Raw genomic sequence first — 22,296 nt, 5'->3', positions numbered from 1 at the left:
TACCCCGCTGGCGCGCCACTTCAGGCATGATTGCGATTCCAATCACGTTTTTCCGGAATCCGCATGGAACACCACAGCTTTCTCATAAACATACTGTTTTACCTGGTCGCCGCCATCATCATGGTGCCGCTGGCCAAGCGTCTGGGCATGGGCGCCGTGCTCGGCTACCTGGTGGCCGGCGTCGTCATCGGACCGTGGGGCCTGGGCCTGATCAAGAATGTCGAGGTGATTCTCAGCTTTTCCGAGTTCGGCGTGGTGCTGCTGCTGTTTTTGATCGGCCTGGAGCTCGAACCCAGGCGGCTGTGGCTGCTGCGCCGTCCCATCTTCGGCTGGGGCGGGGCGCAGGTGGGCGTCGTCAGCGCGGGGCTGTGCGCCGTGGCCATGGCGTTCGGCGTGGACTGGCGCACGGCGCTGGTGGGTGCGCTGGGGCTGTCGCTGTCGTCGACGGCCATCGTGCTGGCCACCCTGGGCGAACGCAAGCTGATGAGCACACCGGCCGGTTCCGCCGGCTTTTCCATCTTGCTGTTCCAGGATATCGCCGCCATTCCCATGATCGCGCTGGTGCCGCTGCTGGGCGGACTCGTCACGCATAGCGGCGAGCCGGGCTGGCTGCGCGTGGCCAAGCTGGCCGCCGTGCTGGCGGCCCTGGTGATCGGCGGGCGCTTCCTGGTGAACCCCATCCTGCGCTTCATCGCCAGGACGGACTTGCGCGAAATCTTCACGGCCTTCGCCCTGCTGCTGGTGATCGCCATTTGCGTGCTGATGGAATCGGTGGGCCTGTCGATGGCGCTGGGCACCTTCATGGCGGGCGTGCTGCTGGCCGATTCCGAATACCGGCATGAACTCATTTCCGACCTGGAGCCGTTCAAGGGTTTGCTGCTGGGCCTGTTCTTCATCGCCGTCGGCATGTCCGTCGATTTCGGCGTGCTGCGCGCCCAGCCCCTGCTGATCCTGGCCCTGGTGGCGGGACTGCTGGTGGTCAAGATCGGCTTGCTGTATGTATTGTCGAAGTTTGTCGACATTCCCCGCGGCCAGCAGCTGTTCTTTGCGCTGCTGCTGTCGCAGGGTGGCGAATTCGCCTTCGTCGTGTTTGCCGCCGCCGAGGCCGCGCATGTGTTTGCGCCGCAGACGGCCGCGCTGCTGGTCGTGGTGGTGACCCTGTCGATGGTGGCCACGCCCTTGCTGCTGCTGGCGCACGACAAATTCGTCGCGCCGCGCCTGCAAGGCGAGAAGAAGCGCCGTCCCGACGACCATATCGAGGCGCAGGATAACCCCATCGTCATCGCCGGCTTTGGCCGCTTCGGCCAGATTATCGGCCGCCTGCTGGCGGCCAACAAGATCGGCGTGACGGTGCTCGACCACGACCCGGACCAGATCGAGCTGCTGCGCAAGTTCGGTTTTAAAGTGTTTTATGGCGACGCCACGCGCGTCGATCTGCTGGTGGCGGCCGGCATCGAAAAGGCGAGGGCGCTGGTGATCGCCATCGACAATGTGGACGACAGCCTGGCCCTGGTCGACGCCGTGCGCCTGCGCCTGCCCGAGCTGACGATACTGGCGCGCGCGCGCAACGTCACGCATTACTATGAATTGATGAAGCGGGGCGTGACCCTGATCGAGCGCGAGACGTTTGCCGCGGCCCTGCTGCTGGGCGAGCAGACCTTGCAGCAGGTGGGTTTTACGCCCGAACGCGCGCAGCGCGCGGCCGGCATCTTCGGCCGGCATAACCTCAAGACCTTGCTGGAAGTGGCGCCGCACTTCCAGGACCAGCAAAAAGTCATGTCGCTCACGCGCCAGGCGCGCGAGGAACTGGAAGACATGTTCGAGAGCGATGCGGCGGCGTTTGCGGCGGCGGAAGGAGGGAACGGCAGGTCGGATTAGCGGCGCAGCCGCGTAATCCGACACAATGGGTGATGTCGGCTTACTGTTGGTGATGTCGGCTTACGCGCTGCGCGCCAAGCCGACCTACGCCGACCTACTCCACATCCCGGCTTTATTTCCCCCGCTTCGCTTCAATCGCCTCGATCTGGTCCATGATGCCGTTCATGCGCGCCACCAGCGCCTGGTACGGTTTCGGCGAGGCCAGGTCGACGCCGGCCGCCTTCACCAGATCGTAGGGATAGGCCGAGCCGCCGGAACCGAGCATCTTCAGGTAGGCGGCCAGCGCGCCCGGTTCCTTGTCGAGGATGCGCTGCGCGAAATCCTGCGCCGCCGCGATCGAGGTGGCGTACTGGAACACATAGTAGCCGTGATAGAAATGCGGCACGTACGCCCATTCCAGCGCGTAGGCGGGGTCGATGGTCATGACGCCCTGCGCTTCGCCATGGTAGCGCTTGAGGATGCCGGCGTAGATGGCCGTGATCTCTTCGCCCGTCAGCGATGCTCCCTTGTCCACCTTGCCGTGGATGGCCGCCTCGAATTCGGCGAACATGGATTGGCGGAAGAAGGTGCCGCGCAGGTTTTCCAGCGCCGCGCCCAGGTACAGCAGGCGCTCGTCGTCATCTTTGGCTTGCTTCAGGCGCGCGTCGAGCAGCAGCGCCTCGTTCGTCGTCGAGGCGATTTCCGCGACAAAGATGCTGTACGGCGCATAGATCGACGGTTGCGCCTTGTTGGCCAGCACCGAGTGCATGGCGTGGCCCCATTCGTGCGTCAGGGTGCTGACGGCTTCGTAATTGTCCGTGTAGTTGAGCAGCACGAACGGATGCACGTCGTACGCGTCGCCATTCATGTAGGCGCCCGCCACCTTGCGCGGGCGCGGGTACACATCCATCCAGCGCGCGTTCACGGCGGCGGTCAACGTTGTCACATAGTCGGGACCCAGCGGCGCGACGGAGTCGAGCATCATCTGCTTGCCTTCGGCCAGCGGGAAGGTGCGCTCGCTTTTCAGCAGCGGCGCATACACGTCGTAATACGCCAGGTCCTTCACGCCCAGCATGCGCGCGCGCAGCTTGAAGTAGCGGTGCAGGGTGGGCAGGTTGGCATTGGTTTGCGCGATCAGGGTCTGGTAGACGGCGGGCGGCAAGTTGTCGGCGTCGAGCGCGGCGCTTTGCGAATCGGCGTAATGGCGCACCTTGGCATACGCGGCATCGGTTTTCAGCTGGCCGTACAGGGTTTCGCCGAACGTGCGTTCGTACTCTTTCCACTTGCCGAAGAAGGCGTCGAACACCCGTTTGCGGTCGGCGCGATTGTCATCGCCGCGGTATTTCGTGTACGCCGCCTGGTCGAGGCGTACTTGCTTGCCGTCCGAGAGCGTGATGGTCGGCCACGGGATTTCCGCGTTGGCCAGGGTGCGGTAGACGCTGGCGGCCGAACCTGTCGCCAGACCGAATTGCGCCACCAGCTGTTCCCCGGCCGCGTCGAGCGTATGCGGCGCGCTGCGCAACATGTTGTTCAATTGAAAGCGGTACAGCTGCAAGCCCTTGTCCTTGGCCAGCATGGCATCGATGCGTTTGGCGCCCAGCGCGAGGATTTCCGGCTGCAGGAAAGTCGTGGCCTGGGCGAAGTCGTTGCCGAGCAGGGCGGCGCGCTGGTTCAACTGGTTGCCCTTGCTGTCGCCCGTATCCTGGTCGTAATACTGCGCCGCATAGGTGGTGAGCGTGTTGACGCGCTTGCGCGCATCGGCATACAGGTCCAGGCAGCTTTTCAGGCGCGAAGGCGAGGCTTTCAACTGCCCCTTGCAGCCGGCCAGCTGCTGCAGCTGGGCCGACAGTTGTTTCGCGTCGGCGTCGAACGCGGCATCGTTTTGATACAGCGCCGTCAAATCCCAGCGGTCGGCCTGGCGGTCGGTGGGCGCAGGCGCGGCGAAGGCGGTGGCGAAGCTGAGTGCCAGCAGGGAGAACAGCAGGGGGCGCTTGAGCGCGGATGGGGTCATGGTTCATTCCAGTGAGGTTGTCGGAAGAATGCGTGCTGACCGCCGGGCAGGAATGCGCGCGTGACACATCGCGTACCGGCAGAGCTGACTACGGTACATCAAATGGACGCAGGGGGAAAGAGGACAGATGCCGCCACCTGGGCGGTGGCGGCGAAACAACACGGGCTGAGAACAGCCGATTACAGCGGTTGCAGCGGAATCGTGCCGAACGTGGTCGGCGTCGAGCACGGCTCTTCGTCAAACGCGATGTCGCCCATGGGGTTGGCCACGCCGTCCGCCTGCAAATCCTTGAAGCCGAACAGCTTCGGATCCATCAAATGCGACGGCGCCACGTTCGACAGGGCCGAGAAGATGCTTTCCACGCGGCCGGGGAATTTCTTGTCCCATTCGCGCATCAAGCCCTTGATCTGCTTGCGCTGCAGGTTTTCCTGCGAACCGCACAGATCGCACGGAATGATGGGGAAGCCCTTGACTTCCGCATAGCGCTGCGTGTCCTCTTCCTTCACATACGCCATCGGACGGATGACGATGTGCTTGCCATCGTCCGATTGCAGCTTGGCCGGCATGCCCTTCAGTTTGCCGCCGAAGAACATATTCAGGAAGAAGGTTTCCAAAATATCGTCGCGATGGTGGCCCAGGGCGATCTTGTTGGCGCCCAGCTCGTCGGCCACGCGGTACAGGATGCCGCGGCGCAGGCGCGAGCACAGCGAGCAGGTCGTCTTGCCTTCCGGGATCAAGCGCTTGACGATGCTGTAGGTATCCTGGTTTTCGATGTGGAAGGCCACGCCCAGTTCCGTCAGATAGGCGGGCAGGATTTCCGGCGGGAAGTTCGGCTGCTTTTGATCCAGGTTGACGGCGACGATATCGAAGTGAATCGGCGCGCGTTCGCGCAAGGTCATCAGGATATCGAGCAGCGCGTAGCTATCCTTGCCGCCCGACAGGCACACCATCACCTTGTCGCCGTCTTCGATCATGTTGAAGTCGCCGATGGCTTGTCCCACCAGGCGGCACAGGCGCTTGTGCAGCTTGTTGTTTTCCAGGGCGATCTTTTCCGCCTTCTTGCGCGCCAGTTTCTGCGCTTCCACGTTGGCCGGAATTTCCACGGCCGTTTCCAGGACTGCGGTGTCGTTCATGTCGTTCATGCTTCATCCTTGATCTTGAATACTTCCACGCCCACGCCTTCGCAGTCGGGATACACATCCGGTTTCATGCTCGACACGCGCGCGGCGCGCACGCGCGGGTGCGCCAGCATGGCGGCGAGCACGTCGTCGACCAGGCTTTCCTGCAGCTGCACGTGGCCTTGCGCCATGCGTTTGGCGATGGTTTCGCGCATGAAGTCGTAGTCGACCACTTCTTCCAGCTGGTCATCCTTGGGCGTCGACAGGGCCAGGGGAATGTACAGGTCGACGTTGATGAGGACGCGCTGCTCGCCCTTTTTCTCGAAGTCGTAGACGCCGATGTTGATGAGGACTTCGTAATTGCGCAGGAACAGCCGGCGGCAGTCAAGCAGGCGAGGGTGGGACAGGGCGGACGACATAGTTTTACCTTTTCGGGAATGCTGGAATGCGGGTTGTTTGGCAGGGCTGCTGATTATTTGGTCAAAAACATGACGTCGCGCGGCAAGCCGATCAAATGCTGGCCGCCATCGACCAGCAAGGTCGTGCCCGTCAGCGCGCGCGCGCCGGCCACGTAACAGACGCTGTCGGCCACGTCCTCGGGCGTGCTGGAGCGCCCCAGCGGCGTGTTTTCATGCGCTTTGGCAAAGTTCGCTTGCGTCTGCTCGCCGGAGACCATGGTGATGCCGGGGGCAATGCCCACCACGCGCACTTTCGGCGCCAGCGCCTGGGCCAGCATGGTGGTCGCCGACAGCAGCGCCGCCTTGGACAGGGTGTACGACAAAAAATCAGGATTGAGATTGTACAGTTTTTGATCCAGCAAGTTGATGACCACGGCTTGCCCGCCGGGCGGCGTCGCCTGGTACAGCGCTTGCGCCAGCAGGATGGGAGCGGCCAGGTTGGCGTGCATGTGGGCATCCAGGGCGGTGAAGGAAAAATCGCCCGCATTGTCGTATTCAAACAACGATGCGTTGTTGACCACGCAAGTGACGGGGCCCAGCGCCGCCTGTGCTTGCGGCAACAGCTGGCGTACGGCGTCTTCCTGCGCCAGGTCGCAGGGGAATGCTTGCGCGCGGCGGCCCAGCGCCGTGATGTCCGCCACCAGGCTCTGCGCTTCATCGCGCGAGTCGCGGTAATGCACGGCGATATCCCAGCCGTCGCGCGCCAGGCCCAGCGCGATGGCGCGGCCGATGCGGCGCGCCGCGCCCGTCACGAGGGCGACGCGGGGAGTGCTGTCGAATGGCGTTGTCGTTGCTTCTGTCATGTCTTTGTTATGGTTGAGATATTCGGTGGACGCCGCACTGGCGGCATGCGCCGCCGATTCGCTACAATGCGGGTATGTCTCTTCCCGCACCCGATAGCGACGCGCTGGCCGCGTCCCATGCCTTGCAGCACCAGATTGCCGCCGAAATCGCGCGCAATGACGGCGCCATTCCCTTTGTCCGCTTCATGGAACTGGCGCTGTACGCGCCTGACCTCGGCTATTACAGCGGCGGCGCCGCCAAGCTGGGCAAAGATGGCGATTTTACAACCGCACCGGAGATTTCGCCCCTGTTCGGCGCCACCCTGGCCCATGTGGCAGCCGCTATTATGGCGCAAACGGCCCCGCGCATCCTCGAATTCGGCGCCGGCACGGGCAAGCTGGCCTTCGATATCCTGACGGAAGCGGCGAATGCCGGTATCCATGTGGAACAGTATGCGATCGTCGAATTGTCCGGCGAATTGCGCGCGCGCCAGGAGCTGGCGCTGGCCGCCTTTCCGCAAGTGGTGTGGCTCGACGGCTTTCCCGACAGTTTTGAAGGCGCCGTGTTCGGCAATGAAGTGCTCGACGCCATGCCCGTCAACCTGATCAGCAAGACGCCCGCCGGCTGGTGCGAACTCGATGTCGGCATTGCCGACGGCCAGTTCGTGTTTGTCGAACGCCCTGCCGGCGCCGACGTGGCCGCGCAGATCGCCGCCCAGGTGCCCGGCGCCGATGACTTGCCGGTCGGCTATGTCACAGAAATTCATGGCGTGGCCTGCGGCTTCATGCGCTCGCTGGCGCGCATGCTGACCAATGGCCAGGGCGGCGCGGCTGTGCTGTTCGACTATGGCTTCCCCGCGCACGAGTATTACCTGGACTTGCGCGCCACGGGCACCCTGATGTGCCATTACCGCCACCACGCCCACGCGGAACCGTTTTATCTGCCCGGCTTGCAGGACATCACGGCGCACGTCGATTTCACGGCCATGGCGGTGGCGGCGCAGGATGCGGGTCTCGATGTGCTGGCCTACATGAACCAGGCCTCCTTCCTGCTGGGCTCCGGACTCGGCGACTTGCTGCTGCGTACCGATCCCGAGCAGGTCAAGACCTACTTGCCGCAGGCCAGCGCCGTGCAAAAGCTGGTGTCGCCGGCCGAGATGGGGGAATTGTTCAAGGTGCTGGCGGTGGGGCACCAAGTGGCGTTGCCGGAAGCGCTGTTGTCCAGTGACCGCAGTCACCGCCTGTAAGCGCGGTCAATATCAAGGCAGGGCCGTACCGCCCTGCAATTTCCTGTTCGCCGGTGGTTATTATCTTGTCATATCGTATATGATGACCGACACAGCACGGTTCCATCCTGCAAGAACCCGTCGCCGCGCACCGATTTCAAGATAGAACGATGGGAAAGATACATACACACTATGACAACCTGAAAGTGGCGCGCCTGGCGCCGCAGGAAGTCATACGTGCCGCGTATAAAGCCCTCAGCCAGAAATACCACCCCGACAAGAATCCCGGCGACGAAAAGGCCGCCCGCATCATGGCCATCCTCAATAGCGCCTATGGCACCTTGTCCGATCCGCAACGCCGCAAGGAACACGACGAGTGGATCGCCGCCGAGGAGTGGGAAATCGAATGGCTGGAAAGCACCCACCACGAAGAAGGCAAGAGCCGCGATGGCCGCGCGAAAGGCCATGCCCAATCGCATGAGCACACCTGGGCGCAGGATGTGCCGCCGCCGAAGGGCAAGCCGCGCAGTGGGGCGCTGCCCATCTGGCGCAACTGGCGCTGGTGGCTGAGTTTGCTTGTCTGCCTGCTGCTGGGCTGGCTGGGCGCCTTGCTGATGCTCGATACCTCTCCGCCTGTGCCTGCCGCGCTGGCGTCGGCCTGGAGCGGGCTGGCCCGCGATGGCGCCAGGATGCACCCGGACACGGCAACGGCGGAGAGCGCAGCCACGCCGCCGGCAAAAAACGAGGCGGTGGCTATCGATAGCTGGGCCGTGGGCAAGCCGTATGCGGCCGAGCCCGCGCAGCCGAAGGCGCCCGAGATCCGCGTGCTGGCCGTGGCACAGCTGAGCCTGAAAGCCAGCCGCCCCGCCTGCGATGGCGCCAGCCAGGCCGAGTCGGCGGGGCTGGTGGCGCCGAATGGCGAGCCTTGGCCGGCGCGGTCCGGCTATGTCGATGGTTTCCCGATCGGCAACAAGGGCGATGAACTGAGTTTAACCATCGACAACAGCAGCAACACGGCGCCCGTCTTCGTCAAGCTGTATGACCAGGAGCGGCGTTCGAATGTGCGCTACCTGTACATCCTGGCCAATGACAAGCTGACCGTGGAGCAGCTCAGCGCGGGCAAATACGAAGTGCGCTACCAGGCCGTCGGGCCAGGCCAGGACAATTGCGGCGGCACCACGCGCAGCGGCGCCTCGATACCGGCGCCGGCGCCTGCCGCAGGGGAGGGTGGTACGCAGAATCCTGTTGTAAGCAGCATCTAATCTGATTATGCTTGATATGCGTCAACGCAGCGTCCACATCGAACTTATCCCTTAGGAGTATTCATGACCGACCTCAAAGCCGATGCAGATGATAATTGGCTGCTCGACGAAGATGAGCCGGTGGCCAGTCCAGCCGGGTTGGCCGCGCCCGATCAGCGCCTGTGGCGTGTGCTGATCGTCGATGACGACGTCGATGTGCATGCGGTCACGCGGCTGGCGCTGCGCAATGTCAGCTTCAAGGGCCGCGAACTGGAACTGTTTTCCGCCTACAGCGGCCGCGAGGGATACGAGATCCTGCGCGACACGCCCGATATCGCGCTGGTGCTGCTCGACGTGGTGATGGAAACGGATGACGCCGGTCTGATCCTCGCCAAGCGCATCCGCGCCGACCTGAACAACTCCATCGTGCGCGTCGTGCTGCGCACGGGCCAGCCGGGCCAGGCGCCCGAGCAGCGTGTCATCATCGAATACGACATCAACGATTACAAGGCCAAGACGGAGCTGACGACGCAAAAGCTGTTTACCACCGTTATCTCGGCCTTGCGCGCCTACGAGAGCCTGATGATGCTCGAGCGCAGCCGCATCGGCCTGGGCAAGATCCTCGCCGGCGCCACCAATCTGTACCAGATCCATTCCCTGCGCGAATTCGCTTCCGGCGTGCTGAACCAGGTCAGCGCCATTCTCGACGTGGGCGCCGACGGCGTGCTGTGCCTGATGCAGGGCGGCGCCGGGCGGCCCGAGGTGGTGGCCGCCACGGGCACCTACGCCATGCTGGCCGAGGCGGAAGCCATGCCGGCCGACCACGCGCTCACGCCCACCATCGACAAGGCGTTCGCGGAAAAACGCAGCCAGTTCGAGCATCCGGCCAATGTGCTGTTCATCCACACGGAAGGCAACCGCGAGCTGGCTATCTCCGTCACGCCGCCGTGGCCCCTGGCGCAGATCCAGCGCGACTTGCTGGAAGTGTTTTGCCAGCGTATCGCCGCCGCCTTCGACAACCTGTACATGTTCGGCCAGCTGCGCAAGGCGCAGGAAGCGACCGTCGTGGCGCTGGCCGACCTGGCCGAGTTCCGCGACAGCGACACGGGTGGCCACGTGCGGCGCGTACAGCAGCTGTCCGACGCCATCGCCCTGCGCATCCAGCAGCGCGGGGTGTATGCCGACGAGCTCACGCCGCAGCTGCTCGACATGATCGGCCTGGCCAGCATCCTGCACGACGTGGGCAAGGTGGCCACGCCGGACGCCGTGCTGCTCAAGCCGGGCCGGCATACGGACGAGGAGCGGGTGCAGATGCAGCTGCACGCCAGCGTCGGGCGTACCATCCTCGAGCGGGCCGCCAACATGGTCGACGGCGTCAGCTACCTCACGTATGGCGCGCAGATCGCGGGCGGCCATCATGAACATTTCGACGGCGCCGGCTATCCGAACGGCCTGAAGGGACGCGACATTCCCTTGGCCGCGCGCATCGTTGCCGTGGTCGACGTCTTCGATGCCTTGCTGCATGAGCGGCCGTACAAGGAGCCGTGGCCGTATCCGCAGGTGCGCGAATACATCGAACAGCGCAGCGGCAGCCAGTTCGATCCGGAAGTGGTGGCGGCGCTGCTGGATTTGATCGACAACGAGCCGCAACTGTGGCATCCGGAGCGCGCCACCGCTTGAGCAGCAACTTCGTTGGCGCTTTTCGGCACGGCCCCATTCCCTTGCGCGCGGCGCCGTCATATACTCGGCAGCCTCATGCTGGCCGGCGCCACGCACCGGTGTGGCGCGCCGCGGAGTTTTCGGACATCACGACATGAAAGAACTCAAGGGCCTTAGCGCACTGATCATCGAGCCGCATCCGGGCATGCGCGCCAGCCTGCACAATATGCTCAACCTGTGTGGCCTGGCGAAGATCGACGATGCGGCCAGCTCGGGCCAGGCGATCCGCATGCTGGGCAGCAAATCCTATGATCTGATCCTGTGCGAATACGACCTCGGCGGCGGACAGGATGGCCAGCAGATGCTGGAAGACTTGCGCCACCATAAATTGATGCACGCGTCGACCATGTTCTTCATGGTCACGGGCGAAGGCAGCTTCGCCAAGGTGGTCAGCGCCGTCGAGTTGTTGCCCACCGATTACATCCTCAAGCCATTTACCGCTGACAACATGCTCGAGCGCATAGCCCGCGCGCTCGACAAGCGCAATGCCTTCGTACCCGTGTACGAACTGATCGACGTGGGCAATGAGCGCGCGGCGATCGCCGCCTGCACCGAGGGCGCCAGCCTGTATCCCCGTTACGCCACGGATTTCCTGCGCCTGCGCGCGGAGCTGCATTTGCTGCTGGGCGAGGCGGCCGATGCCGAACCGATCTACACAGCCTTGTACGAAAGCAAGTCCATCGGCTGGGCGCGCCTCGGGCAGGCCAAGACGCAGTTCCTGCTGGGCGAATATGCGGCGGCGCAGGGCACTCTGGAAGGGCTGCTGGAAAACAACAAGCGTTTTCTCGACGCCTATGACTGGCTGGCGCGCGCGCATATGGCACAAGGCAAGCCGGCACTGGCGCAGGCGGCCTTGAGCGAGGCGGTGGCCCTGTCGCCGCATGCCGTGCGCCGCTTGCGCCGCCTGGGCGAGGCGGCCCTGGCGGCCGACGATATCGACATGGCGGAAAAATCCCTCAAACTGGTGGTCAGCAAGGCCAAATATTCGGAATTCCGCGATCCGGAAGACCATGTGCGCCTGGTGCAGACCCTGGTGCGCAAGGGAGATCCCCTGCAGGCGGGCGCCGTGATCCGCGACCTCGACAAATCGATGGGCGGGCAAAAGAATGCGGAACTGTGCAGCGCCCTGTGCAGCGCCATGCTGCATGCGCATACGGGCAACGAGGAGCGCTTGCAGCAATCGCTCGACGCGGCCCTGGCCGCCAACCGGCATAGCGTGGGCAGCTCGAATACGCTGAAAACGGAGCTGGCGCGCCACTGCCTGGCGCACGGGCGCGAAGATGGTGCGGCCGAGGTGATGCGCGAAGTCATGCGCAATGCGCCCGACAGCGCCGCCATGACGCGCGCCATGGCCGTGTTCGAACAGGCGGGGCGCGAGGAACTGGCCAAGGCATTGGCGCGGCAAAGCCGCCAGGAAGTGGCCGACATGGTGGCGGCCGGGGCAGCCCGGGCGGGCGAGGGCGATTTCCGCGGCGCCGTCGATTTGATGGGCGAGGCCGTCACGCGCCTGCCCGACAATCCGCAAGTGGTCTTCAATGCGGCCGTGGCCGTGCTGAAATGCCTGGAGCACGAAGGCTGGGATGAGCGCATGGGGCAGCAGGCGCTGACCTTTATCGCCGGCGTGCGCCGCCTGGACCCGCGCAACCCCAAATTGCCCGTGCTGTCGGGCCTGCATCAGCAGTTGTTGCGTAAATACAAGCCCTTGGGCAATGCCTGGATGCATCCGCCTGACGCACGGTAAAAGGGAAAAATGCGGGGCGAATGACGGGAAAATGCGGCTTGCCGGCAGGGGCGATAAAAAAAATGCGAAAAAAGCTGACTTTTTCGCGCCAACCCTTGCACTTTCTCAAATCGGGAGCTTATAATCACGCCCCGAAGCAGCCAACTTCTTCTTTATACGCAAATGCAGCAGTCAGGCATCAGTAAATAAGGTTGACAGTTGTGAGTAGATGCTTCATACTCTGCGGTTCCCGCGGAGGGGTGGCCGAGTGGTTAAAGGCGACAGACTGTAAATCTGTTCTCTATGAGTACGCTGGTTCGAATCCAGCCCCCTCCACCAAGTTTTTGCAAGGAAAACTGGGTAGTAGCAAAAGTAAGTGAAGATAATGTGAACGATACCTCGCGGGTGTAGCTCAATGGTAGAGCAGAAGCCTTCCAAGCTTACGACGAGGGTTCGATTCCCTTCACCCGCTCCAGTTTCCGTTCAGATGCTTGATGCATCGCATGCAACAAATTACAGCCCTTGTAGCTCAGTGGTAGAGCACTCCCTTGGTAAGGGAGAGGCCACGTGTTCGATCCACGTCAAGGGCACCAGAATTCGCAGCAGGCAGCACAGAAGCAATTCAAACCAGACCGTCGGGCGTGTGCCTGAGCAATCTAATCAAATCATTAGGAGTTCAAAATGGCAAAAGGTAAATTCGAACGGACCAAGCCGCACGTCAACGTCGGCACCATCGGCCACGTCGACCACGGTAAAACCACGCTGACCGCTGCAATCGCAACGGTTCTGTCGAAGAAATTCGGCGGCGAAGCCAAAGCATACGACCNAAAATGGCAAAAGGTAAATTCGAACGGACCAAGCCGCACGTCAACGTCGGCACCATCGGCCACGTCGACCACGGTAAAACCACGCTGACCGCTGCAATCGCAACGGTTCTGTCGAAGAAATTCGGCGGCGAAGCCAAAGCATACGACCAGATCGATGCGGCTCCAGAAGAAAAAGCGCGCGGTATCACGATTAACACCGCCCACGTCGAGTACGAAACGGAAACGCGTCACTACGCGCACGTTGACTGCCCAGGCCACGCCGACTACATCAAAAACATGATTACCGGTGCAGCSCAGATGGACGGCGCGATCCTGGTGTGCTCCGCAGCTGACGGCCCAATGCCACAGACCCGCGAACACATCCTGCTGGCCCGCCAAGTTGGCGTTCCATACATCATCGTGTTCCTGAACAAGTGCGACCTGGTYGACGACGCAGAGCTGCTGGAACTGGTTGAAATGGAAGTGCGCGAGCTGTTGTCGAAGTACGAATTCCCAGGCGAYGACCTGCCKATCATCAAAGGTTCGGCACGTATGGCGCTGGAAGGCAAAGAAGGCGAAATGGGCGTGGACGCAGTGCTGCGTCTGGCTGATGCGCTGGATGCCTACATCCCAACGCCAGAGCGCGCTGTTGACGGCGCCTTCCTGATGCCAGTGGAAGACGTGTTCTCGATCTCGGGTCGCGGTACCGTGGTAACCGGTCGTATCGATCGGCATCACCGATACCGTCAAAACGACTTGCACCGGCGTGGAAATGTTCCGCAAGCTGCTGGACCAAGGTCAAGCAGGCGACAACGTTGGTCTGCTGCTGCGCGGCACCAAGCGTGAAGACGTGCAACGTGGTCAAGTTCTGGCAAARCCAGGCTCGATCAAGCCACACGCCCACTTCACCGGCGAGATCTATGTTCTGTCGAAAGACGAAGGCGGCCGTCATACGCCATTCTTCAACAACTATCGTCCACAGTTCTACTTCCGCACGACGGACGTGACTGGTTCGATCGAGTTGCCAGCAGACAAAGAAATGGTYATGCCAGGCGATAACGTGTCGATCACCGTCAAGCTGATCAACCCGATCGCGATGGAAGAAGGTCTGCGCTTCGCTATCCGTGAAGGCGGCCGTACCGTCGGCGCCGGCGTGGTTGCAAAAATCCTCGCATAAGGAAATGTTATGCTTCCACCCGGGGCGTCCTGGGTGGTAGAATAGCACTCCTCGAAAGTTTTACGTAGGGACGTAGCTCAATTGGCAGAGCGTCGGTCTCCAAAACCGAAGGTTGGGGGTTCGATGCCCTCCGTCCCTGCCACCGTCAAGGTGCAGGGCACCGAAAGTAGAAAAATGTCAAATCAATCCGTGCAAACCGTTAGCACGTCGAGTGACAAGATAAAAGTCGCGCTGGCAATAGTAGCTGCGATTGCAGGAGTAGTCGGGTTTTATTACCTGGCAGGCCAACCAGCTCTGGTGCGTGCAAGCGCGCTTGTGGCTGGTTTGGTTATTGCTGTTGCGCTCTTGTATGTCTCGACGACCGGCCGTGAATTTCTCAATTTCGCCAAAGAAGCTGTGCGCGAAACCAAGAAAGTCGTTTGGCCTACCCGCAAAGAAGCCACGCAGATTACTGCGATCGTGTTTGCCTTTGTGCTGGTCATGGCGATTTTCCTGTGGGGCACGGATAAATTGCTCGAGTTTTTGTTGTATGACGTAATTCTGGGTTGGAAAAAATAATGAGCGAAAATGTGCATGATGAAGCGGCGGACGAGTCCGTTCCGGGCGACGCTCCGGTAGCCGACACTGGCGCAGCGCTGAGCGTGCCAGTGAGCAGCAAGCGCTGGTATGTCGTGCATGCTTATTCCGGCATGGAAAAAAGCGTCATGCGCGCACTGACCGAGCGCATCGAGCGCGCGGGCATGCAAGACCAGTTCGGCCAGATCCTGGTGCCGATCGAAGAAGTGGTTGAAGTCAAGAATGGCGTGAAGTCCGTGACCGAACGTCGTTTCTATCCTGGCTACGTGCTGGTTGAAATGGAAATGACGGACGAAAGCTGGCACTTGGTCAAGAATACCAGCAAGGTTACCGGTTTCATCGGTGGCAAATCGAACAAGCCGACGCCGATCTCCGCGCGCGAAATCGATGCCATCATGCGCCAGATGCAGGAAGGTGTTGAAAAGCCCCGTCCAAAGACCTTGTACGAAGTGGGCGAGCAAGTCCGCATCAAGGATGGTCCGTTCACCGACTTCAACGGCAATGTCGAAGAAGTCAACTACGAGAAATCCAAAGTGCGCGTCTCGGTCACCATTTTCGGCCGCGCCACCCCGGTGGAACTCGAATTCGGCCAGGTCGAAAAAGTTTAAGTATCATCAAGCGCCACCAGGAGCGTTGCGGCAGTCTCAGCAAAATCCGGTCAGAGGAGCCCCGCCAGGGTAGGATCGGCGGGGCGCTACTACTCAATCCAAGATAGGAGCCATCATGGCAAAGAAAATCATTGGTTTTATCAAGCTGCAAGTGCCAGCTGGTAAAGCAAACCCATCCCCACCAATCGGTCCAGCTCTGGGTCAACGTGGTCTGAACATCATGGAATTCTGCAAGGCCTTCAATGCACAGACCCAAGGTCTGGAGCCAGGCATGCCGATTCCAGTCGTGATCACCGCGTTCGCGGACAAGTCCTTCACGTTCGTGATGAAGACGCCTCCAGCAACCTACCTGATCAAAAAAGCTGCTGCGATCACCAAAGGTTCGCCGAAGCCACATACCGACAAAGTCGGTACGCTGACCCGCGCACAAGCTGAAGAAATCGCTAAATTGAAAACCCCTGATCTGACCGCTGCCGACATGGATGCTGCTGTGCGCACCATCGCTGGTTCCGCTCGTTCGATTGGTATCACGGTGGAAGGTGTTGTATAATGGCTAAGTTATCCAAACGTATCAAGGCTTTGAAAGCCAAAGTCGACCGTACCAAAGTGTACGCTTTCGACAACGCTGTCGCTCTGATCAAAGAGTGCGCAACGGCCAAGTTCAATGAATCGATCGACGTATCGGTACAACTGGGCGTGGATCCTAAGAAATCCGACCAAGTGGTGCGCGGCTCCGTCGTGCTGCCAGCTGGTACCGGCAAGACCGTGCGCGTTGCTGTCTTCGCATCGGGCGAAAAAGCGGAAGCTGCCAAGGCAGCCGGCGCCGACATCGTTGGTATGGAAGACCTGGCCGAGCAGATCAAAGCCGGCGACATGCCTTTCGATATCGTCATCGCTTCGCCAGATACCATGCGTATCGTTGGTACCCTGGGTCAGATCCTGGGCCCACGCGGCATGATGCCTAACCCGAAAGTCGGCACTGTTACTCCTGACGTCGCTACCGCCGTGAAAAACGCGAAAGCCGGTCAAGTTCAGTACCGTACCGACAAATCCGGTATCATCCACGCTACCATCGGCCGTAAATCGTTCGCTGACGCAGATCTGAAATCGAATCTGGTCGCACTGATCGACGCCCTGAACAAAGCCAAGCCAGCATCGAGCAAAGGCGTGTACCTGCGCAAAGTTTCGCTGTCGTCGACCATGGGCGCTGGCGTCCGTGTTGACCAGGCTAGCCTGGCAGCTTAAGTAACAGAATCAAGTCCTGTAGCGCCTTCGGGCGCTGCGGGCGCATCTTTGGGCTGTCTGCCCGGTGTTCGCGCCGGGCAGGCAGACAATCAAAGACCGTTGGGCCGACTGCGATGGCACATGCAGAAGGTTAATAGGCTTGCCGGCAACGGCAAGTGCCCAACGCAGATGGTGTACCCGAACAAGTTTTGTAGTCCTCATGCTGCGTGAATCCATCCGCTCAGTTTAGTACTTCTTGACTTCGGACGCCGTGTTCGAACCGATGCAAGGCGCTCAACCACTCGGTTGTGATTGCCGAACATCATTTAAGGAGGTTGACCGTGAGTCTCAATCTGAATGACAAAAAGGCCGTCGTCGCCGAAGTTTCCGCACAAGTAGCAAATGCGCAAACGATCGTCGTGGCCGAATATCGTGGCATCCAGGTTGGTCACTTGACGCAACTGCGTGCTAAAGCGCGTGCCCAAGGCGTGTACCTGCGTGTGTTGAAAAACACTCTGGCTCGTCGCTCCGTTGAAGGTACCGCATTCGCCAGCCTGGCAGATGCCATGACCGGCCCGTTGATCTACTCGATCTCGGCCGATGCCGTTGCAGCAGCTAAAGTCATCGCTGACTTCGCTAAAACCAACGACAAACTGGTCATCAAAGCAGGTAACTACGCAGGCAAGCCGCTGGATACAGCTGCTGTCACCGCGTTGGCGAGCATTCCTAGCCGTGAAGTCCTCATTTCGCAGTTGTTGGGCGTTATGCTGGCTCCGGTTTCGGGCTTTGCACGTGGTCTGGCTGCCCTGGCAGCGAAAAAAGGCGAAGGCGCCGCTCCTGCAGAAGCAGCAGCAGAAGAAGCCCCAGCAGCCGCTTAATTGCGCGCACTTTTTTCTCTCAGTACCAATCTGATGTAACTAACGTAATAAATTTAGGAGTTTCAAAATGGCAATTAGCAAAGACGATATCCTGGAAGCAGTTAGCGCCATGTCCGTAATGGACCTGAACGACCTGGTTAAAGCATTCGAAGAAAAATTCGGCGTGTCGGCAGCAGCTATGGCTGCTCCAGCAGCCGGCGGCGCAGCAGCAGGCGGCGCAGCAGCTGAAGAGCAAACCGAGTTCAACGTTGTTCTGGACACCTTCGGCGCAAACAAAGTTGGCGTCATTAAAGCAGTTCGCGAAATCACCGGCCTGGGCTTGAAAGAAGCTAAAGACCTGGTCGATGGCGCACCAAAAACTGTGAAAGAAGCAGTGTCGAAAGCTGACGCTGAAGCTGCAGTGAAGAAACTGGTTGAAGCCGGCGCAACCGCTTCGATGAAGTAATAGCTGTACTGGCGGCAGTTAGCGCCCGAGTCAAAGTCTGAGGTTTCCCCTCGCAAGGGGGGAAATCCGACTTTGGCTCCTTTGTCGTCTGCATCGTATTTGTCATGTCGTTGTAGCAGCAGTTTTTATTCGATTCAAGCCGGAAAGCAGAGCCTTGAGGTTTCGTCTGTGTCACACGCAGCGGTGCAAACGAACACTTGCAAAACCTGAATTTTCTATCCTTTCTGTCACTCACGGAGTGTCCATGCACTACTCATTTACTGAGAAGAAACGCATTCGCAAATCATTCGCGAAGCGCGCCAACGTTCACCACGTTCCGTTCCTGCTGGCGACCCAGCTCGAGTCTTATCATAGCTTCTTGCAAGAGGACATAGCACCGTCCGGCCGCAAGAATGATGGCCTGCAGTCGGCTTTCACCTCGATTTTCCCTATCGTGTCGCACAATGGTTTTGCGCGTCTCGAATTCTTGTCGTACGTTCTCGGCGATCCTGCCTTTGACGTCAAAGAATGTCAACAACGTGGCCTGACGTTCGCGTCGCCGCTGCGCGCGAAAGTGCGCCTGGTGATCCTGGACAAGGAATCGCCAACCAAGCCCGTCGTCAAAGAGATGAAGGAACAGGAAGTCTACATGGGCGAATTGCCGCTCATGACGACCACCGGTTCGTTCGTGATCAACGGCACGGAGCGGGTTATCGTGTCCCAGCTGCACCGTTCGCCTGGCGTGTTCTTCGAGCACGACCGCGGCAAGACCCACTCGTCCGGTAAACTGCTGTTCTCCGCGCGTATCATTCCTTACCGCGGTTCGTGGCTGGACTTCGAGTTCGACCCGAAAGACATCCTGTTCTTCCGCGTCGACCGCCGCCGCAAGATGCCTGTGACGATCCTGCTCAAAGCCATCGGCATGTCGCACGAGCAAATCCTGGCGAACTTCTTCGTCTTCGATAATTTCAACCTGCGCTCCGAAGGCGCGGAAATGGAATTCGTCTCCGAGCGTCTGCGCGGCGAAGTGGCGCGTTTCGACATCGTCGACAAGTCGGGCAAGACCCTGGTGCTGAAAGACAAGCGTATCAACGCGAAACACGTGCGTGATATCGAAGCTGCCGGCATCAAGCACATTTCCGTACCGGAAGACTACCTGCTGGGCCGCGTATTGGCGAAGAATATCGTCGATGCGGACACCGGTGAAGTCGTCGCTTCCGCGAACGATGAGCTGACCGAAGACCTGTTGGGCCGCTTGCGCGATGCCAACATTTCCGAAATCCAGACCTTGTACACGAACGACCTGGACCAGGGCGCCTACATCTCGCAAACCCTGCGTATCGACGACACCGCCGACCAGATGGCTGCGAAAGTGGCGATCTACCGCATGATGCGTCCAGGCGAACCGCCAACGGAAGATTCCGTTGAAGCGCTGTTCAATGGCCTGTTCTACAACTCGGACCGCTACGACCTGTCGGCCGTGGGCCGCATGAAGTTCAACCGCCGCATTGGCCGCGATGAACTGACCGGCGCCATGACCCTGTCGAACGAAGACGTGCTGGCCGTGATCAAGATCCTGGTGGAACTGCGCAATGGCCGCGGCGAAGTCGACGATATCGATCACCTGGGTAACCGTCGCGTACGTTGCGTGGGCGAACTGGCCGAGAATCAATTCCGCGCCGGCCTGGTGCGTGTTGAGCGCGCCGTCAAGGAACGCCTCGGCCAAGCCGAAGCGGACAACCTGATGCCGCACGACCTGATCAACTCGAAGCCGATTTCGGCCGCGATTCGCGAGTTCTTCGGTTCGTCCCAGCTGTCGCAGTTTATGGACCAAACCAATCCTCTGTCGGAAATCACCCACAAGCGCCGCGTATCGGCTCTGGGACCCGGCGGTCTGACACGCGAACGCGCCGGCTTTGAAGTGCGCGACGTGCATCCGACCCACTACGGCCGCGTCTGCCCGATCGAGACACCGGAAGGTCCGAACATTGGTCTGATCAACTCGCTGGCTCTGTATGCCCGCCTGAATGAATACGGCTTCCTGGAAACCCCGTACCGCAAGGTCGAAGGCTCCAAGATTACCGATCAGATCGACTACCTGTCCGCCATCGAAGAAGGCCGCTACATCATCGCCCAGGCGAATGCGACCATCAACGACGAAGGCATGCTGTCCGATGAACTGGTCTCGGCCCGTGAAGCCGGCGAAACCATCCTGGTATCCCCAGAGCGCATCCAGTACATGGACGTGGCGCCGGGCCAGATCGTTTCCGTCGCTGCCTCGCTGATTCCGTTCCTCGAACACGATGATGCGAACCGTGCATTGATGGGCGCCAACATGCAACGCCAGGCGGTGCCTTGCTTGCGTCCGGAAAAAGCGCTGGTCGGTACCGGCATCGAACGCACCGTTGCGGTCGACTCGGGCACCACCGTGCAAGCGCTGCGTGGCGGTATCGTCGATTACATCGATGCGGGCCGTGTCGTGATTCGTGTTAACGATGACGAAGCGCAAGCTGGTGAAGTGGGCGTCGACATCTACAACCTGATCAAGTACACCCGTTCGAACCAGAACACCAACATCAACCAGCGTCCTATCGTGCAAGTGGGCGACCGTGTTGCCAAGCGCGACGTGATCGCCGATGGCGCATCGACCGACCTGGGTGAATTGGCGCTGGGCCAGAACATGACCGTGGCGTTCATGCCATGGAATGGTCTGAACTTCGAAGATTCGATCCTGATCTCGGAAAACGTCGTCAAGGACGACCGCTACACCTCGATTCACATCGAAGAGTTGTCGGTGGTGGCGCGTGACACGAAACTGGGCGCGGAAGAAATTACGCGCGACATCTCGAACCTGGCTGAAAACCAGCTGGCTCGTCTGGATGAATCCGGTATCGTCTACATCGGCGCGGAAGTACAAGCGGGCGACACCCTGGTCGGTAAAGTGACGCCAAAAGGCGAAACCCAGCTGACTCCGGAAGAGAAGCTGCTGCGCGCGATCTTCGGCGAAAAAGCCTCGGACGTGAAAGACACGTCGCTGCGCGTGCCTTCGGGCATGATCGGTACCGTGATCGACGTGCAAGTCTTCACCCGTGAAGGCATCGTGCGCGACAAGCGTGCCCAGCAAATTATCGATGACGAACTGAAACGCTTCCGTCTGGACTTGAACGACCAGATGCGTATCGTCGAAGGCGATGCCTTCCAGCGTCTGGAAAAAATGCTAATCGGCAAAGTTGTCAACGGCGGCCCTAAAAAGCTGGCCAAAGGCGCCAAGATCACCAAGGAATACCTGGCCGATCTGGACAAATACCACTGGTTCGACATCCGCCCTGCGGACGACGATGCGGCGGTAGCGCTGGAAGCGATCAAGGAATCGATCAACGAGAAGCGTCACCAGTTCGATCTGGCCTTCGAAGAGAAGCGCAAGAAACTGACGCAAGGCGATGAGCTGCAACCAGGCGTGCAAAAAATGGTCAAGGTCTACCTGGCCGTGAAACGCCGCCTGCAGTCGGGCGACAAGATGGCAGGCCGCCACGGTAACAAGGGTGTGGTTTCCCGTATTGTTCCTGTGGAAGACATGCCATACATGGCCGACGGCACGCCAGCCGACGTTGTGCTGAACCCGTTGGGCGTTCCTTCGCGGATGAACGTTGGTCAGATTCTCGAGACGCACTTGGGCTGGGCTGCCAAGGGTCTGGGTATCCGCATCGGCGAAATGCTGAAGGCGCAAACCAAGGTCGAGCAAGTGCGCAAGTACCTGACGACGATCTACAACGACAACGGCCGTGCGGAAGAGCTGAACGACTTCGACGACGAAGAAATCATGAAGCTGGCGGAAAACCTGAAAAAAGGTGTTCCGTTCGCCACGCCAGTGTTCGATGGCGCGAATGAAGAAGAGATCCGCCGCATGCTGGACCTGGCGTATCCGGACGACATCGCCAAGAATCTGGGCATGACCGCGTCGAAGAACCAGGTGACCATGTATGACGGTCGCACCGGTGAAGCGTTCGAGCGCAAGGTCACTGTCGGCGTCATGCACATGCTGAAACTGCATCACTTGGTTGATGACAAGATGCATGCGCGTTCGACCGGTCCTTACTCGCTGGTGACGCAACAGCCTCTGGGCGGTAAAGCCCAGTTCGGTGGTCAGCGTTTCGGTGAGATGGAAGTCTGGGCACTGGAAGCGTATGGCGCGTCGTATGTCTTGCAAGAGATGTTGACCGTCAAGTCCGATGACGTGAATGGCCGTACCAAAGTGTACGAGAACCTCGTCAAGGGCGACCACGTGATCGACGCCGGCATGCCGGAATCGTTCAACGTGCTGGTCAAGGAAATCCGTTCGCTGGGTATCGATATCGACCTCGAACGCAACTAAACGACAGGCTTATTGACCCAATAAGCGTCATTTGGTTTGGGAAACACAAAGCCCGGCTGGGAAACCACGCCGGGCAATGTAGTCTCAGGAATATAGAAA

16 protein-coding genes, 4 tRNA genes and 2 pseudogenes are annotated in these 22,296 nt (G+C 60.3%); 18 read left to right on the top strand and 4 right to left on the bottom strand.

The window, feature by feature from the left end:
- Nucleotides 1-63 precede the first annotated feature (63 nt).
- The gene (kefC, locus tag CBW66_RS11990; RefSeq protein ID WP_086140318.1) at nucleotides 64-1,878 is read left to right on the top strand and encodes a glutathione-regulated potassium-efflux system protein KefC; all 1,815 of its coding nucleotides are present in this window, start codon (nucleotides 64-66) and stop codon (nucleotides 1,876-1,878) included.
- A gap of 112 nt (nucleotides 1,879-1,990) precedes the next feature.
- On the opposite strand, the gene pepF is transcribed toward kefC, so the two are convergent.
- The 4 genes from pepF to CBW66_RS11970 form a co-directional block, all read right to left on the bottom strand.
- Nucleotides 1,991-3,868, bottom strand: a complete 1,878-nt coding sequence (gene pepF, locus CBW66_RS11985) for an oligoendopeptidase F (RefSeq protein WP_086140319.1) — start codon at nucleotides 3,866-3,868, stop codon at nucleotides 1,991-1,993.
- Nucleotides 3,869-4,047: 179 nt separating this feature from the next.
- A complete protein-coding gene (ttcA, locus tag CBW66_RS11980) occupies nucleotides 4,048-5,001 on the bottom strand; it encodes a tRNA 2-thiocytidine(32) synthetase TtcA (protein WP_086140330.1) in 954 nt (317 codons plus the stop codon).
- Nucleotides 5,002-5,006: 5 nt separating this feature from the next.
- Entirely contained in the window at nucleotides 5,007-5,405 is a 399-nt protein-coding gene (locus tag CBW66_RS11975; RefSeq protein WP_086140320.1) for a dihydroneopterin aldolase, read from the bottom strand.
- Between the two features lie 53 nt (nucleotides 5,406-5,458).
- The gene (locus CBW66_RS11970) at nucleotides 5,459-6,247 is read right to left on the bottom strand and encodes an SDR family oxidoreductase (RefSeq protein WP_086140321.1); all 789 of its coding nucleotides are present in this window, start codon (nucleotides 6,245-6,247) and stop codon (nucleotides 5,459-5,461) included.
- Between the two features lie 74 nt (nucleotides 6,248-6,321).
- Between CBW66_RS11970 and CBW66_RS11965 the strand changes: the two genes are divergently transcribed.
- The 17 genes and pseudogenes from CBW66_RS11965 (at nucleotide 6,322) to rpoB (ending at nucleotide 22,197) form a co-directional block, all read left to right on the top strand.
- Nucleotides 6,322-7,473 carry a class I SAM-dependent methyltransferase gene (locus CBW66_RS11965; RefSeq protein ID WP_086140322.1) on the top strand — a complete coding sequence of 384 codons (1,152 nt, stop codon included), beginning with the start codon at nucleotides 6,322-6,324 and terminating at the stop codon, nucleotides 7,471-7,473.
- 149 nt (nucleotides 7,474-7,622) lie between these two features.
- On the top strand, nucleotides 7,623-8,714 hold the full coding sequence (locus CBW66_RS11960) for a J domain-containing protein (RefSeq protein ID WP_086140323.1): 1,092 nt from the start codon (nucleotides 7,623-7,625) through the stop codon (nucleotides 8,712-8,714).
- Between the two features lie 63 nt (nucleotides 8,715-8,777).
- The gene (locus CBW66_RS11955) at nucleotides 8,778-10,373 is read left to right on the top strand and encodes a DUF3369 domain-containing protein (RefSeq protein WP_086140324.1); all 1,596 of its coding nucleotides are present in this window, start codon (nucleotides 8,778-8,780) and stop codon (nucleotides 10,371-10,373) included.
- A gap of 133 nt (nucleotides 10,374-10,506) precedes the next feature.
- Entirely contained in the window at nucleotides 10,507-12,153 is a 1,647-nt protein-coding gene (locus CBW66_RS11950) for a tetratricopeptide repeat-containing response regulator (RefSeq protein WP_086140325.1), read from the top strand.
- A gap of 233 nt (nucleotides 12,154-12,386) precedes the next feature.
- A tRNA-Tyr gene (locus tag CBW66_RS11945) sits at nucleotides 12,387-12,471 on the top strand.
- 62 nt (nucleotides 12,472-12,533) lie between these two features.
- A tRNA-Gly gene (locus CBW66_RS11940) sits at nucleotides 12,534-12,607 on the top strand.
- A gap of 43 nt (nucleotides 12,608-12,650) precedes the next feature.
- A tRNA-Thr gene (locus CBW66_RS11935) sits at nucleotides 12,651-12,725 on the top strand.
- A gap of 88 nt (nucleotides 12,726-12,813) precedes the next feature.
- Nucleotides 12,814-12,957, top strand: a pseudogene (locus CBW66_RS28970) (GTP-binding protein); the annotation flags it as partial.
- 5 nt (nucleotides 12,958-12,962) lie between these two features.
- Nucleotides 12,963-14,115: pseudogene (tuf, locus tag CBW66_RS11925) on the top strand (elongation factor Tu).
- A 66-nt stretch (nucleotides 14,116-14,181) separates the two neighbouring features.
- A tRNA-Trp gene (locus tag CBW66_RS11920) sits at nucleotides 14,182-14,257 on the top strand.
- 32 nt (nucleotides 14,258-14,289) lie between these two features.
- The gene (gene secE, locus CBW66_RS11915; RefSeq protein WP_010394308.1) at nucleotides 14,290-14,673 is read left to right on the top strand and encodes a preprotein translocase subunit SecE; all 384 of its coding nucleotides are present in this window, start codon (nucleotides 14,290-14,292) and stop codon (nucleotides 14,671-14,673) included.
- Nucleotides 14,673-15,299: a transcription termination/antitermination protein NusG gene (nusG, locus tag CBW66_RS11910; RefSeq protein WP_076565135.1), complete on the top strand. Its 627-nt coding sequence runs from the start codon at nucleotides 14,673-14,675 to the stop codon at nucleotides 15,297-15,299. The genes secE and nusG overlap by 1 nt, the downstream gene beginning before the upstream one ends.
- A 115-nt stretch (nucleotides 15,300-15,414) precedes the next feature.
- Nucleotides 15,415-15,849: a 50S ribosomal protein L11 gene (rplK, locus tag CBW66_RS11905; protein WP_034753131.1), complete on the top strand. Its 435-nt coding sequence runs from the start codon at nucleotides 15,415-15,417 to the stop codon at nucleotides 15,847-15,849.
- Nucleotides 15,849-16,544 (top strand): 50S ribosomal protein L1, encoded by a 696-nt coding sequence (gene rplA / locus CBW66_RS11900; protein WP_034753134.1) that lies wholly within the window; start codon nucleotides 15,849-15,851, stop codon nucleotides 16,542-16,544. The genes rplK and rplA overlap by 1 nt, the downstream gene beginning before the upstream one ends.
- Nucleotides 16,545-16,864: 320 nt before the next feature.
- Nucleotides 16,865-17,401 (top strand): 50S ribosomal protein L10, encoded by a 537-nt coding sequence (gene rplJ / locus CBW66_RS11895; RefSeq protein ID WP_086140065.1) that lies wholly within the window; start codon nucleotides 16,865-16,867, stop codon nucleotides 17,399-17,401.
- Between the two features lie 67 nt (nucleotides 17,402-17,468).
- Nucleotides 17,469-17,846, top strand: a complete 378-nt coding sequence (gene rplL / locus CBW66_RS11890; protein ID WP_086140055.1) for a 50S ribosomal protein L7/L12 — start codon at nucleotides 17,469-17,471, stop codon at nucleotides 17,844-17,846.
- A gap of 244 nt (nucleotides 17,847-18,090) precedes the next feature.
- Nucleotides 18,091-22,197: a DNA-directed RNA polymerase subunit beta gene (gene rpoB, locus CBW66_RS11885; protein ID WP_086140054.1), complete on the top strand. Its 4,107-nt coding sequence runs from the start codon at nucleotides 18,091-18,093 to the stop codon at nucleotides 22,195-22,197.
- Nucleotides 22,198-22,296 lie beyond the last annotated feature (99 nt).

The sequence above is a fragment of the Janthinobacterium sp. GW456P genome, from assembly GCF_002127655.1.
Lineage (GTDB): Bacteria > Pseudomonadota > Gammaproteobacteria > Burkholderiales > Burkholderiaceae_D > Janthinobacterium.
Note: the sequence above shows the minus strand (reverse complement) of the source record. Positions and strands in the feature narration are given on the sequence as shown.